Here is a 14954-nt window from a genome sequence, read left to right as displayed (position 1 = left end):
CTTCATATTTTTTATTATGATTATATCCATTTTTTTATGATGTAATCCTTGGTGTGACATCATCGTATGATCTCTGAGGGCAAAATAAAAACGCCTCTATGGGCGCATCAAGTAATTTCTATTCGGCTTCGAGCAGCGTGGCCACATCAGCACGGAGGTTTTCAGGTACCTGCTCCAGTGTCTTCAAACTCTTACGGATCAAGCTTGCGTATACCTTAGCCATTGTCTTCGTCACCTCCCTCTTCGGGCAGCTCCGGCTCCGTCCCGACCTGTCCGGCCAGCACCAGCTCGTACAGCTCAGTAAGTGCGAGTTGCGTATCTGCCGATTCCTGACGGCTCACCTGCAACTCTTCGTAGGTTTCCGTCAGAGCGAGTTGCGCATCCTGCAGCTGCGCCTCGGTCGTATTGAGCCGTGCCAATGTGTCCGCAAGCTGCTTCGCGGTGTTTGCGGCTCCGGTCTCCACTACCTCAAGCCGTCCCTCTAACGGGTTAGGCTGCTCCCCTGGGTAGGTAAACTCAAGAGTGCCGCTGTCCGTATTAACCCGGTAGCTGTCACATTGGGCAAACTCGCGGGAGTACTGGCCGTATTGGAGTTTGAGCACGCCGACTGTCTCCCGGACCCGCTGGGCAAGCTCCTTAATACTGGCGAAATCCTGGTCTTCTGTGGTCTCCACATAGCCCCGGCCGTCATACTCTCCTGTGTTGTGGATCACATTTCCTGTTGCCTTGTCGTAATAGATTTTCATACCGATTTGCATATTATCGTCTCCTTGATTACGTATTTAACCCCACTCTTTCTGAATAAAAACGCCTCATTTAGCGTCATTTGGCGCTACTAATGTATAAAAAAAGCAATATCTCAATCCCCCCTAGGCATAAAGTATATTACCCGCGAATGTACATCCATTGTAAGGACTGGTAGTACCTGATGCAGCTGACTGCCAACGAATTGTCAAGGTTCCCCCAGCATTAAAATTGCCCGGCAAACTAACCGAATCAGGATTACCCGCGAAATTGGAGCCGCTTAGCCTAACTGTTCTAGTCGCCGCATTAAAATATATAGAGTTTATATTTGTGCTGTAATTGTAATTGGTTACGGTAATCAGGGTTAAGACGACACCACCAGCATCCACAAGCTGCAGATTTACTACTGGACTACCTGCCGTGGCATACGTAAATATGGATGAATGTCCATTGGTAGTTGGTCGGTCTCCGAATATGAAATACTTGCATGAAGGGACTGTGACAATATTGTATGTGCCCTCCACCCACGCACCTGGATAGCCATAATAATCTACGCCGATGATTCCGGAAGTATCAGGCACCAGGTTACCCTGCACCCCATAAATCCACGCACCATTACGTATATTACCAGCTACGATATTCCCATCTGCTCGGGCTTGTGCCGCCGATAATTGTATTTCTGGATATCCAGATCCACCGGCAGTTTGATAGGCTCCTTGTGGTATACGTACGTACATGTAATTGCCATCCCAGGCGGTTGATGCAGGTGCCGTGTACGCACTCTGACGAGGCATAGAGCCTTGTAGTCCAAAGATGTTTTTGTCATTAGGGAAGTTGTTTGCTACAAAATCGGCATCCTGTACTGTAGCAGAAGCGTAGCCTGCTCCAAAACCGCTGTTTGTTACATAAGCCCCCGTAGGGAATCCAATTGAAAAATTCCCTGCACCATCAGTCCACATGGTAGTGGATAACTGGTCGTTAGCTCTATTAGCCATTGTACCTGGAATTAGACCTGCATCAGTACCAATGCTGTACCCCGCAAGTACCTGTAGGGCAGTTGCTGTTCCATACTCACCCCCTTCACCCTGTAAGGTAAAATTTGTGCCATCGTACACCACCGTATAGACACCACCAAGAGCTAAAGGCGGGTTATTACCGTTTGGCTTTTTGATGGACTTGGCTCCCAGGCCGTTCAGGTTAAGTGTAACCGGTCCGGTTGTGGCTGCGTGAGCTTTGATGGACACCCGCAGTCCGGCGGACAGGGCTGGCGCGGTGCCTGTGGTTACAGCGAAAGCCAAAAAACCTTGTACCACTTCGGCCAAAGTTTTTCCCGCGTGAAGGTCGGCGTCAAGGCCGCTGCCCGCGCCGTCATTCTCTTCCGTCCACATTTTAAACCAAACGCTCCAGCCCCCAGATCCGCCCACATTGGACGGATTTCCCCGGCGATACACAGGGCCGAACCCCGTATACGGATAGACAACTTGTATAATCGTATCGGTTCCCGGAGCGTGCATAACCAACATCTGACCATAATAATAGTTTGGCCCGGGATGATTGGTCATGGTAGAGCCTGCTAATCTCCAGATTCCCGCTGTTATAACTGTGTTGAGATCAGCGTTTCCTTCAACAGTTTTTGTTTGGACGTAATTTACACCTTGAAGACCGTCCAGAAGATCAGCTTCCAGACCGCTACCAGCGCCCTGCGCATTTTCTCCCCATATTTTAAACCACGAAGTCCATGTGCCGTTGACTCCCATTCTTACCCACATTCGAGTGTCTGTAGCTGACATAGCTCTTTGAATCGTTCTGTTGGTGGAATCGACAAGCCGGAACACTTCTATTGGACCCTCTGTATACCCTGGGGGCTTGTTGGTTGATCCGCTATTACAGTAGTACATACGGGTAACGTCTATTAAATCATTTAAATCCCCTGTGTATCGGGATAAAGTCCCGTTGTCTAAGGTTAGTTTATGCTTTTGGATGTTGTCAGGAAGGACGGAACCGTTACTGATATCCACCTTCAAATTATCGACCTTGGCCTCAATATAATCATCCGCAAAGTCCTGCCGGTCGTCCGCCTGCCGCAGCTCCGCAACCGATTGGACCAGATCGGAGGTCACGCCGCCCAGGCCCGTGCGCCATGTGGACGCTGTGTCGGTGACATTGGCGGTAAGGGCATATTTGTCTAGGGCGCTGTAGGTGACGTAATAATCAGCCGATGCGTCATAATTAGCTGGCAATGTCCGTGCATTGAGGCCGCCGTAGGTATCGGGGGTAAATGTCCAGTTCCTTGTATCGTTTTCCGCGCCTTTGAATACCGCGAGGATTACGCGGGCCGGGTGCCTCAGTTTTGCATTGCCCCAGTAATTCGTGCTGCTCTGCGAGATGATATAATAGCTTCCGCTGTCCAGCTTCGGAACGACCTTCTCCCGCTGAATCACACCTGTTTCCACGCTGATTTGATTCCCGCCCGGGTGCAGCGTAATGCTGCCCTCAGCATTCGGTATGATAACCGGAGTGACTGCGGAAGCCAGCGCGTAATCCAGTGTAGCCCAGGCCGTCCATCCAGGCGCTTTGTTGGCGGCTACCCATGCTTCAGTGTTGGTTGCCGGAGCGCTGCCGTCTATGATAGACACCCAAGACGTATAGGCGGTGCCATTGTTGGCCGTGGACTTCCATCCATTCATTAAGGCTTTGACGACATTGGCATTCGGATTCACTGCGTCTACCCAACCTGAATCGATGTTACTTATGGATATATAAATGCTCCCGGTGAATAACCTAAATCTATCTGCTTGCGTCCACGCTGTAACTGACCCGTCACTGTTACGCATTAACAAGTTGTCATAGCGCAAAAGTATAGCTTTGTCGTCTCCGTCTCCTCCACCAGCCGGAATTGACATATTGGCGGTAATATTCTTAAATCCAGAACCCGTTCCGTAAAAGCCCCACGCTTGAGTTCCGTTAAGATCGACATTCTTTTTCACCCGCTCAACATACATCCACTCTGTTCCAGCACTATATACACTATCCCGTACATCCCCGACCTGGCCAAGTGTGACCGGGATGATAACGGACTGCGGCTCTGCTGGTGTAAAAGTTGTAGCCGTGCTTCCAAGTTCAAGCTGCCAGTTTTTATAAGTAATTGTCCCGGCTGCTGTGTTTCGGGTACGCACAAGTACATAACTGGTATTGCTATCTGTAGTCCAGGTGAATGTTGATGTGATTGTGGTCGAAGCGGTCTTAATAGGACTACCGTCTACGGAGTACTCAGAAATTTGAATTCTTCCCTGCCCCGCAGTTGCCGTAATATTTATAGAAAATGTATAGGTAGTGTTCCCTTTAACAATTAGGTTGTCTATGATATTAGAGGCTTGATCAGCTGCTGTAGCTGCCAATACTATATCGTACGGGCCATTTATACTAAGATTAGCGTGAATACCGCTTACTGAAGACCCCGGAATTAAGTTCCGCCCCTGCTTTGTAATGGCTACACCCTGTACATGCTGCTTACCTGAAACATGAGGGAAGTAGGCATCTATAGCCTCTCCCGTAAGGGTCGTGCCAATGGCTGCATATTCTGCGGATGTGACCTCATATAGGCGAACATCGTCCATGTTAAACACAAAATCATTAGCACTAGTATGTCCTAGGTAAAACCGGAATCCCGAACCAACCAATGTGTTATTGTTCGGAATTTTGATGTAAACTAATTGCCAGCTTCCAATGGTTGCTGTTGCTGCGGTAGAGCTATATCTATTTGTCGCAGTGCCAATATCCCTCAGGTGCATTACTGAACCTCCGCCTGACGCGTAGGACTCAATGTAAACCCATGCCAGAGCAACATAGTACTTTGTGATGTCTAAAGGTACCGTGATGTCTTTGACCATAACACTAGCACTGGCAGATGTAGCTGCAAATTTATAGGAAGCACCGCCAGATCGCTTTCTGGTTGTGTCTAACACAGGAGAAATACCAGATAAGCTCCATCCAGCCAAGCTTTCCCCATCCCCAGAGTTACCAATTAGATTCATCAGCGTGCGACCACTAACCGTCAGGTCCAACTCACTACCGTTCTGATCCGCTGTAACCACTGATAAGCCCGGTCCCAGGGTTTGTGTCAGGTCTACACGGCCTAATTGGCTGGCATCTGCCTTGGCATTCCATGCTGTACGCTCGGCAGCGCTGATATGCACCGTGGTATTGCCAGCATGGGCGGTTAGGTTGGTTTGGACTGCATTGGCCTTAGTACTGGCGTCCGTAGCTGCAGCAGCCTGAGCAGCATCCGCCTTGGTCTGTGCTCCCCCAGGTGTTTCCTTTGCGTTCCAGGTTGTACGTTCCGCAGCGGTGACATGGACTGTGTTATTGCCGGTATGCGCGGTCAGGTTGGTCTGCACCGTATCAGCCTTGGCCTGCGCCCCTCCGGTTGTCTCTTTTGCATTCCATGCAGTGCGCTCTGCCGCCGTAAGGTGCCGGGTAGTATCATCTGCATGCGCCTTAGCCGCTTCCAGTGTTGTGGCCGGAGCGGTCCGCCAGGACGATTTACCTGTGATGGATTTGATCATGTTGGCCAGCCAGCCCAGCAGGGTTGTAATCGTGCCAGTATCTCCTGTCGGGGCTGTTGGTATCAGATATTGTCCGATTGCCTATAACTGCGTCTGATGCCGAGCCAGCGCCACCAGCTCCCGCCGTGAGACCAGCTAGTTTCGTCTTTTCTGAAGATGTAAAGTCTTCTGTTGAGAGCTGCTTGCCGGGAATCTTGTCGACTTTTCCAGAAAGTTGAGTAGTCATGGTAGCCGCGAAATTCGGATCGTTATTTAATGCATCGCCGATTTCCTTTAGCGTATCCAGGGCGGCCGGAGCTGCACCAACCACGTTCTGAATGCGCTGATCTGTCTCCATCTTACTGTAGGTGGTGCTCTTATCTGCCTTTGTTAGCAGTTGAGTATCGGTGTAGGATTTGGCTGATGCAAGCGAAGCGTCTGCCTTTTGTTGCGCTGCAGCCGGTGTCTCCTTGGCATTCCAAGCCGTCCTCTCCGCTGCGGTTAGATGCTTCACGCCATCACTCGCATGCGTTTCAATATCTTCAGACAACTCCACCATATGAGCATGAGCACCTTCGACTCCATCTTCAATATGGTTCAAACGGGCTGATGTGATCCGAGTTCCTTCCTGGACTAACTCATACAGCGGACGTCCGGTCTGCGGGTCCGTCTTCTGCTTCCCAGAAGCATCCTTGATTGGTTTTGTCAGGTCTGGGATCTCGTCTTTCCAGGTCTGTTTGTTATATGCCACCAGAACTCAGCTCCAATCTCAATATAAATTCAAAGGCAATCAAAAAACCCTTATCGTTTTTGGTAACGGTAAGGGGCTGATCTGCCAGTATGTTGCCATCCACATCTAACAAGGCAGCTCCTAAAAGCTGTTTTCCAATGGCCTGCGTCTCTGTTATATAAATATACTTGCGTACAGCCAGCCCTGAAACAATCGTATTGTAAATAGGGTAGGCCGTCTGCACACCTCCTATATTCACTCGTGCGCTGGCGATGTGGCCATTCAAATCCGTAACCAACTTTTCCAGAAATAACTGCTTTACTACATCTGCCAAAAACATCAGCCTCCTATCGGCACTTCAAACCCACAGATGGGGAAATCCACTCCGTGAGAGTATCCAGTACCTTTAATATTGATCGTTTGTGAAGGAACGGAGGAACTGACCACTGCCCGGCGGATGTGAACCGGACGAATATATTCAAAGTCTGCCTGCAGACCAACCATATTAACTGGCTGGGAAAGTGAGAACTCAAAATGAATCTCTTTGGCCAAAAAATCCTCTGAGATGTTCAGCAGCTTACCGTGCTGATTACCAATATCCCGCAATACAGGCAGCCGATACGGTCGATCACCCCATCGCTTCCGTCGGATCGCCTCACGGCGCTCATCATTACTCCCCGTTTGGGTCTTCCGGAAGTATATCCATTCCCAGATCCACAAAGCCCAGGTCGACCTGCGAAGTAAAAACTGGTTGCTCAAGTCGTCTATTGTCTGTTCACGTTCTGCCATCTCTTTTTCCATTACAGATAAATGTCGGTCCGCCATATCAATTTCGTACCAATACGGTGGAAGCATTTCACGATATCTCGATGGAATCATGACAAAATCACTTCCACACGTAGTACAGATGATGGTGGCAGCTCAACATCCTCTGTATCACCGTTAAGCATCAGATTGTCGTAATCCTCCACGCCAGGGATGAGCAAAAGCGCTGCTACATAGTTGTAAACGAGCTTCGCACGGCCACTTGCGTAATCCAATACACGCTGCTGAATGGTTGTGGCCAGCGCGGCCAAATCAGCCCCAACAGATAGGAGCAATTGTGCTTCCAGGCGAACAGTAAAGACCGGTGCCGGATGTACCGCCAAATCATGGCCGGCAATCCGCCGCTCCTCCCACATCCATGCTTTGACTGTTTCTGCGAAGGCTTCGGTTATCGGCTGCCCCACCAGGTCTGTAAGATAGAGATCAATGGAATTCTCATGCCGTTCCTTCTCCCGGGCGATGGCACCACCAACCCCGGCCATTTCTAACGCCCAGGTTTCATAATCCTTCCGCCGTCCACTTCCGATTTCTGTCGCCGCCCGCTCAAGCATGCGTATCCGGAAGGTATCGTCACTCTCCCCTTCCTTCCGGGTCAAACCCGCAGCCCAGCCGTGACCGTCCAGATATTCGGAATCTGCCCAGATCGGAAATCCCTGCAAAAAACCATAGGTCCATAGCACCTGCTGCTCTGCAATTTCGATGGCCAGCGGATACCAAAGGTCGTAAAAATACTCGCCTTCATCCGTAGGCGGCGGGGGCAGACCACGCTCAATTGCCAAGGCTATCGCCCGATTGACCCACCGGCGGTAAATATCCTCTGGAGTCTCCTCCAAGATAGGCATGCTTGGGAGTGCCGGCAGGTCTGTTAATTTAATAGTCATATGCCAATGACCTCCTCCAGTTCAGCATTACCGGCCACACCTATTAAAAAAATGCTCAGGTGCATCTCCTGGCCAGTCCGTTCCATTGACCTCACTTCAGCCCGCTGGATCTCCGCGTGAGCCATCAAGGCCTCCTCGATATCACGCTTGATCTCTACGTCCTCCCAACCGGACCATTCGGACCGTTCGACACCTACCTCGGAACCGTAAAGGACATAACGGAAACGCTCTGTATTCAGGATTTTCAAAGCTGTCTGCACCAAGTACTCTGGATACGTGCGGGTCTTTGTAGGATGACCAGCATCATCAAACACGGCGCGCCGATTTCGATAATCGATGACGTATGTCCACTTAGTCGCAGAGACGACGGATTCCGTCAGCTCAATGCCATCGAGGTCTGTCAAATCCAGAACAGGAAACAATCCATCATCCGCCACTGCCACCCACATCCTTTCCAAGTACGTAATAGCGCTGACCGGTTAACCGGGAGACAATGAGCCGGTCACCCACCTGCAGGGGGCTGGGAAGAACGAGGACACCTGTGAGCGCAGAAGTAGAAGGCTGCTTAACCTCAAATACAGCATCAATGCGACGCTCCAGCAGATACTCTGCAAAGACTAGCTTCTCTGCAGGATAAGGCTCCTGATCGCCATCAACTTGTATGGATGGACTCCCCGGCCAACTCAGCAACGTTGCACGCTCCGTGTCCCTGGCATCGATGTGACCGGCTGTCTTCTCCCTCAGCAGCTTCAGTGCATCATTGAGCACGATTATTCCCTCCTCTCCAGTTCAAGCTTCACAGTATACAATCCATTCTTAAAACTGCTTTCAGCGGACTCCACAATCCATTTCGAGGTATGATCCGTCTTAATCAGTACCATCCAACCAGCGCGCAGACCTGCGAGAGTGTGGTCTTCATGCTTGACAGTAATTTTCTTGATCTGCTTCGCCTGCGACAGAGCCTTCAGGCGCTGCGTGGCGATCGTGGCCGGGTCCTCATCTTCCTCAACCTCAATGATTTCCTCCATACGGCCCATCGCCTGTACTGCGCCTGCTGCTGTCTTGGTGACAGAGGAAGCCAGCTTATCATCCTTGTACTTTTGAGCTGTGACGACAGTATAAGTCTCATCCATGCTATAGCCTGCGGTAGTGGCCTCCATTTGTTCAGGGATGAAAACAGGAACGCGAGAATTAGTACCCTCTCTTACGACCTGCAGGTAGAAGCTCGTATCAGTCCGGACGACATCGATGTGATATCGGTAGCCGCTGCGCTCATATGCTTTTTGCAACACATCCAGGATGAGTTCTGAGTGTGAAATCGTTCCATAGCGTTCGTCCAGATTGAAACCGAACGTCGGACACCGGAAGTCGATACCTGTGGTCTTAATGTATCGCTGCAACTCCGCTCCGGCTTCCCCTTTAAGATAAGGGCGCACGCCCTTGTTCTTAGACAAATACCAGCCGATCTCCCGAGCATCAATTTCCCACTCTTGGGAAAATTCATTTTGCTCGTATTTGATAATCGGTCCGTAGAAGAACTGGTTTTTGTGATGAAGCACTCCAACCCCTGATAATTGCTGTGAAAAACACATCAGCAGACCAGCAACCTTAACGTCAGCAGCATCACGCACCCGAACGGTCATGCTCCGGGCTATCTCATCCCTCGCTGATGACCAAGCCAATTCGACAATTGCATCCGTCAGTAAAACACGGTTGCTTTCCTTCCCATATACAACCGCAAAGTTATCCATTTACACTCCTCACTTTTTAGTAGAGGTTTTATCCAGAATTTTTTCCTTTTGAGTCAAGTAATCGAAATTGCCTTTGGCATTATCAGCTGCAGCCTTTGCCTCGGCCTTCTTCTGCTTGTCACTTTTCGCAGTTTCATTCTTTTTGTCTGTCTTACCGGTAGTGTTCGGACGGCTTTTGGATGATTTGGTGATAATCACGCCCGGCTTCAATAGCTGCTGGGTGTTGGAGTAGGAAACGATTTTCACGGGATCGAACTCCACAAAATTGAATGTAATATGCAAATTAGCCTGGCCATCTTTGTACGTGGCTTCGAAACTCTCAAACCACATGGTCTGTGAGAACAGCGATTCGAAGTTGATCACAACCGGTTTGGCCTTCCACTCCTCCATCAGCTTCCACGCCTGTTCCGGAGATTGGTAGGCCACCGTCTCTTTGCCGGTTTCCCAAATTTCCTCCCAGGCCCGCGGGAAGATGACAGAAAAAGAGACTCGCTTCAGCTTCGAAGTGAGTCTCTTACTGGTCTTCTCCTCCCCGGTGATTACTGTGAAGGAATCAATTTCATTGCTGCTGGTAATCTGGATCTCCGCCGGCGTAATCGGAAAAGTGAACCGGTTCTTGTCTCGAATCATGGTCAGCATGCTTATCCCCCGCTTTCCAGAGCCTTGTACAGCTCCTCGCCAAATATCTTCCGGAACAGCGCCCTACCCTGCGGACTGGTCAGCATTTTCGCAAATTCAGTAAAGTTCGTTATTCCCTTGGCCAGTTCGCCAAAGTCGATGTTGATATTCTCGATTACGATGTCGCGGATCGCTGCAGGTGCCTGCGCCAGTGTCTTCGCCACCGGGATGCTCGATCTCATACCCACCGCTCCACCATCGGCATAGGGCCGCACACCAAGCAAACTACCGGCTTGCTCCCATAACGCTCTCCCCCGCTGGCTCCGCTGCCGAGACAACGGTATGATCATCTCTGGACCGGCTTCACCGACAAGTCCCATGTGAGGTGAACTGATCAGACCACCATCGGCATACTTCTTCTTACGCTTCTTCCGTCGACCAAAGAATCCGGAAATACCGTCATAAATTTTCGTAGCCAGCTTTTCGCCGCCGATCGTCCCTAACAAGCCTCCAATCGCCCCGCCAACGGCGGTACCAACACCAGGCATAAGGAAGGTTCCAAGCAGCGCGCCCGTTGCTGCTCCGCCTGCCATACCTCCCCCGATTCCTCCAGCTACTTTAGCGGCCTGCCGTCCACGTTTACCCTTGCCTGCAAAAATGATATCCCAACCGTCCATCGCATAACCAACCGGCCGGACTACTTTTCCGAGAAGCTTTGTTCCTTTAGCGAAGGTCTTCATCTTGGCAGCCTGTCTGCGAAGCTGATGTCCAGTAGCCCGAATCTTATAGGCATCGGTAAGACTGCTGGCTTTACTCATAGCCTTGGTATAACGCTTCAGTCCATACTTCTTCACCATTTCCAATGATCCATGGATGCCTTCAGCATAGCCAGCTCCGTAACCAATACGGTCATTGTTGTCATCGATGTATGCCTTAGCCTGATATGCATGAGTCCGCAGGGGCTGTGCGCCAACAATACCTCCGTTTGCATAAGCACGGACGCCCAGCATTGCACCTGCTCTCTCCCAAAGCTTCACCCCACGCTGCCGGCGCCCTGCCGACAGAGGAATAATAGCTTCCGGCCCAGCCTCACCGACCAGCCCGATATGGGGCCGAGTGATAATATCTCCGTTTGCGTAAGCAGCACCCCCGCTGGACCTTGTTGATGCAGGAGCAGCAAAAGATATTGTTGCTCCTGCTCCAGTCAGAGTCGACAAGATACCCATAGCTCCGATCGCAGTCGTCCTGAGCTCTGGAAATTTGCTCTGCATCCCCTGAGAGATGCCTGTAATAATTCCGCTGCCCCAGCTTTGACTTTGGCTTGTAACCGTTTGGATCGATTGCAGCTGCTGTTTGGTCTCATCTGCAGCAATTCTTGCAGACGTCCCGACACCGAGTAAGCTAAGCCCTGCAGCACCGGCTCCCGTGACAATACCATCAGTACTTGTCTTGGTAGTGCTTCCCAAAAGCTTCGCTTGAACGGATGTCCCCTTCGCAGCAGTTCCCACTGCAACAATACTACTCTGTGCAGTTGTGGATTCAGTGCTTTTCCAAATTCCGGCAAGCTCTGTCTTCACTTTGCCTACATCTTGCAGGACGCCACTCTTCTCAATAACGCCGTTGAATGCGGGCAGCAACCCATTTTTCGCAACATCTGAACTGAACCGACTAAAGGAAGCTTTCAACTTTTCCTCTTGCTGCGGCGTCATGTTACCGAAGGTCACTTTCGCTTCTGGCGGGACTTTGACAGCAGCTGCAGCAGGCTCGTCCTTCTTCTTGTCCTTCCCTGTTATCCAGTCCCCAATAGAGTAAATACCGTCGACTGCCTTCTTTGTCCACCCCGCATTGTCAGCCATGGAACCAAGCTTCTCACCAACCCAGCCGCCGGCAGCGGCACCTGCTACAGTACCAATTGGGCCTGCTAATGATCCGACTAAGCCTCCAAGGGAGCCTCCAACAAAACTTCCTGCCATTGACCCGCCAGTATTTGATAATCCGGATTTTAACCCTTCATCTTTGGAAGCCTGGTATAAGTCATAACCGGTTAGACCGACAGTTGCCACAGTACCTGCGATTCCAGCAACCTTAAGAGCTTTTTTTCCACCTTTAAATACGCCCTTCAGGAGCCCCCCTCTTGCAGGAATATCTGATACATCCGAGATAATCTCCGGGATGGCAGATGTTCCCCGGAGTCGAGCCGTATTTCGGTATGTGACCCGCCCACGCCTCGCAGCTACATCTGAAACTGAATCCACATCTGGGATATTAGTGGTTCGTGTACCACGGCGGGCTCTGATCGAGCCTCCTGTGCTACTGCCACCCGTCGTTGTTCGGGTGGTTGAACCAGATGTGCCGGTGCGCCCACGCCGGGTTAACCTACCACCTGTTCGACTTCCCTGCCCGCCAAGAGTGCCTCCCAAACCGCCAGCTTCATTAAGATAAACTACACTGGCATTTACAGTCATGGATGATAAAGAGCTCAGGCCACTACCTAGACTCCCAGCCAATCCACCAGTATTACCTCGACGGAGTGTGAATCGACGTCTAGAAGGAGTTCCCACTTCGTCGATTGGAGTTGTTGTTTGCCCTCTTCTCTGACCCATCCATTCTGTTGCTGTTTTGACACTTGTATAGCCCTTCTGAAGTAGCCTGCCTCCTTTTACTGCTACAAGACCACCAGCAACAACTCCTATAGCACCATTTATTAATTTAAAATGCTCACTATAAAAGCTGGTAATCTGGCTGACAAATCCAACTACTTTTGTACCTAAATCCTGTATTTCATCTTTATTCTCAGTAATAAGAGAATTAAATTCCTTAAGCACCGGAAGAACTGCTGTAGAAAGGTTTGCCCCCAAATCCTGCATCTGTTGATCAATCTCTGCACGAGTTTGAATAATTTCCTGCATCGGATTGGCAGCCTGTTGAGCTTGAACCATTCTTTCCGTTGTTCCTGTAATCCCAGAAGGTGACGGCTGAAATGGTACTTGGAAGGTCTTAAGAACTGCAAGACCGTTGTCCTCCGCGGTTGCCGAGCCTAACGAAACCAGCGAAGCTTTCAGCTGACTCTGCGTTTGACTGGCTAAATCAGCAACCAGGGCCATTAGAGCACCCTTTGCACGTTGTTCATCTCCGGAATTGATATCACCAGTGAATGCCGCGGCTTGCTTCGCTGCGTCATTCTTCCCAGCTCCGCGCAAGGTAAAGTACTTTTCCATGTCCCCAGCATCGAGGGCCTTTACGCCGAATGTTTCTTTGATGAAATCGGCGGGCTTATCAAAATTAAAGGCCCCTTCCTTAACGCTCTGCGTCAAGAAGTTGGCCATCTGTCCGGAGTTTGCACCGGTGTTCTTAAAGTATCCAGAATACTCCCAAAAGGTATCGAAGAGATCCTGCTGACGATCGCCTACCTCTTTATAGGCATACATCATGCTGTCAGCAACGGAAGCATATGTTTCGCGGAAGGTATCAGCCGACTGAGATAGTGCACGGTTAATTTCTTCCGCACCGGCATCTGGCCGGATATATTGTATCTTTGACGAAGCACTCAAAAAGTTGCTGGCTTGCGATTTATCCCGGACCAGCGGAGCCAGATCAGCTAATTGTCTGGCCCCTCCCATTTGAGAAGGGATAATACCCTGGGCATTTAAATCTTTGACAGTCTGAAGACCTTGATCACGCGCAGCTGCAGGCAATAAGGCCGCACTGCGGGAAGCTTCGGAATAGTAATCCATGACATTCCCGAACAATGCATCCTTAATCCCGCCGCCAATGAGGATTGCCCCAGCCGTTGCCGCCAAGGTCGTTAACTTGCTTGAAATCCCATCAATCACCGGGCTCACTCCATCCTGAGCACGGAGATGAACCCGAGAGTCATCCATTCTGCGAATCTCATCATCGGCACCTGAGGCTGAGCGGCGCAACTCATCTGCTCCGGATCGAGCGCGCCGAAAGATATCATCAACATTCGCACGTCCTAAACGACGAGCCTCGTCCGATGCGTTGCCAATTCGGCCGCCCAGTTCATCCGCCTGCTGGCGGGAACGCCGGAGATTGGATACTAGATAGTCGCCCATCTGACCGGATGCGCGCCGGAATTCAAGTAAATCGTCGGTCGCCCCCTGGATTGTATTTCTCATGTTCCGGACTGCACCGGAAATAAGGTCCCGCGCTTCGAACGGGACCGTCACTTTTGTTGATGCTGCTATGGTTGTTCACCTCCATCCGCCTATTTCTTCTTAGCCAGACGTTTGGCTTCTTCTTCGGCGACCATGCTGGCCGCAAGACAGAAATAATACTGCCGCTGCTTATCCACCTCATACGGTAGGATCTCCGCCGGCAGCCGCTTCTGGTTTATCCAAAAGGACGCTACCCAGCTTGCTTCTCCGTCTTGCTTGATGAGTTTTTTGCTTCTTTCAGCAGCGCGTCCTTGTTTTCCTGAAATTTGGTTACGGCTTTGCTCAGCTCCGCGTAATCAGCAGGGTTGTCCAGGACGCGTGGCGGCAACTCATACTTACTGATGCAGCTATAAGCCAGCAGCAGGTCTTTGTTATTCCAATCAAAATCGTGCTCCGTTGCCTTGACGATCATCACATCGATCTCATTATAGGACTCCTTGGGATCTCCATTATCTTCATAGGCCAGCTCATAGGCCCGGCGCACCTCAATGGTAGTCAGGCGGCGTACTGACCATTCTTCTCCGTCCGCTGGCACCGTGATGGTATCATCGTTCCGACCTGTTTTGCCCTTGGAAAGATATTTTTCTAATTTATCACTCATGCAAAAGACCTCCAGATTTTTTTATTAGAATGGAACAAAATCACCCTAACGGGTGAATAACGTTCTAGCCAGCGGTTATTTT

General features: G+C 50.6%; 14 protein-coding genes. All 14 read right to left on the bottom strand.

Translation table 11 applies throughout. From position 1 onward, the window contains the following. Window positions 1-118: 118 nt before the first annotated feature. Complete coding sequence (locus QW71_RS40865; RefSeq protein WP_200905863.1) at window positions 119-223, bottom strand: CD1375 family protein; 105 nt, start codon at window positions 221-223, stop codon at window positions 119-121. After that, window positions 216-758 (bottom strand): hypothetical protein, encoded by a 543-nt coding sequence (locus QW71_RS39630; protein WP_052769806.1) that lies wholly within the window; start codon window positions 756-758, stop codon window positions 216-218. Before QW71_RS39630 ends, QW71_RS40865 begins: the two co-directional genes overlap by 8 nt. A gap of 111 nt (window positions 759-869) precedes the next feature. Next, window positions 870-5309: a pyocin knob domain-containing protein gene (locus tag QW71_RS00740; RefSeq protein ID WP_039291873.1), complete on the bottom strand. Its 4440-nt coding sequence runs from the start codon at window positions 5307-5309 to the stop codon at window positions 870-872. Next, on the bottom strand, window positions 5287-6039 hold the full coding sequence (locus QW71_RS37605; protein ID WP_052769805.1) for a hypothetical protein: 753 nt from the start codon (window positions 6037-6039) through the stop codon (window positions 5287-5289). The genes QW71_RS00740 and QW71_RS37605 overlap by 23 nt, the downstream gene beginning before the upstream one ends. Beyond that, window positions 6029-6352: a hypothetical protein gene (locus QW71_RS00730; protein ID WP_152679657.1), complete on the bottom strand. Its 324-nt coding sequence runs from the start codon at window positions 6350-6352 to the stop codon at window positions 6029-6031. The genes QW71_RS37605 and QW71_RS00730 overlap by 11 nt, the downstream gene beginning before the upstream one ends. Window positions 6353-6357: 5 nt before the next feature. Further along, complete coding sequence (locus tag QW71_RS00725) at window positions 6358-6897, bottom strand: DUF2313 domain-containing protein (protein WP_052769804.1); 540 nt, start codon at window positions 6895-6897, stop codon at window positions 6358-6360. Next, complete coding sequence (locus tag QW71_RS00720) at window positions 6894-7724, bottom strand: baseplate J/gp47 family protein (protein WP_039291867.1); 831 nt, start codon at window positions 7722-7724, stop codon at window positions 6894-6896. Before QW71_RS00720 ends, QW71_RS00725 begins: the two co-directional genes overlap by 4 nt. Next, window positions 7721-8161, bottom strand: coding sequence for a DUF2634 domain-containing protein (locus QW71_RS00715; protein ID WP_235441354.1), 441 nt, complete (start codon window positions 8159-8161; stop codon window positions 7721-7723). The genes QW71_RS00720 and QW71_RS00715 overlap by 4 nt, the downstream gene beginning before the upstream one ends. Continuing rightward, complete coding sequence (locus QW71_RS00710; protein ID WP_039291864.1) at window positions 8151-8492, bottom strand: hypothetical protein; 342 nt, start codon at window positions 8490-8492, stop codon at window positions 8151-8153. Before QW71_RS00710 ends, QW71_RS00715 begins: the two co-directional genes overlap by 11 nt. A gap of 2 nt (window positions 8493-8494) precedes the next feature. Beyond that, a complete protein-coding gene (locus tag QW71_RS00705; RefSeq protein ID WP_039291861.1) occupies window positions 8495-9475 on the bottom strand; it encodes a hypothetical protein in 981 nt (326 codons plus the stop codon). A gap of 9 nt (window positions 9476-9484) precedes the next feature. After that, window positions 9485-10114, bottom strand: a complete 630-nt coding sequence (locus QW71_RS00700; protein ID WP_039291858.1) for a hypothetical protein — start codon at window positions 10112-10114, stop codon at window positions 9485-9487. Between the two features lie 2 nt (window positions 10115-10116). After that, complete coding sequence (locus QW71_RS00695; protein ID WP_152679656.1) at window positions 10117-13926, bottom strand: hypothetical protein; 3810 nt, start codon at window positions 13924-13926, stop codon at window positions 10117-10119. Between the two features lie 5 nt (window positions 13927-13931). After that, window positions 13932-14060 (bottom strand): hypothetical protein, encoded by a 129-nt coding sequence (locus QW71_RS41785; protein ID WP_268794595.1) that lies wholly within the window; start codon window positions 14058-14060, stop codon window positions 13932-13934. 401 nt (window positions 14061-14461) lie between these two features. Beyond that, entirely contained in the window at window positions 14462-14872 is a 411-nt protein-coding gene (locus tag QW71_RS00690; protein WP_039291856.1) for a hypothetical protein, read from the bottom strand. Window positions 14873-14954 lie beyond the last annotated feature (82 nt).

The sequence above is a fragment of the Paenibacillus sp. IHB B 3415 genome (assembly GCF_000802655.2).
Lineage (GTDB): Bacteria > Bacillota > Bacilli > Paenibacillales > Paenibacillaceae > Paenibacillus_AQ > Paenibacillus_AQ phytohabitans.
Note: the sequence above shows the minus strand (reverse complement) of the source record. Positions and strands in the feature narration are given on the sequence as shown.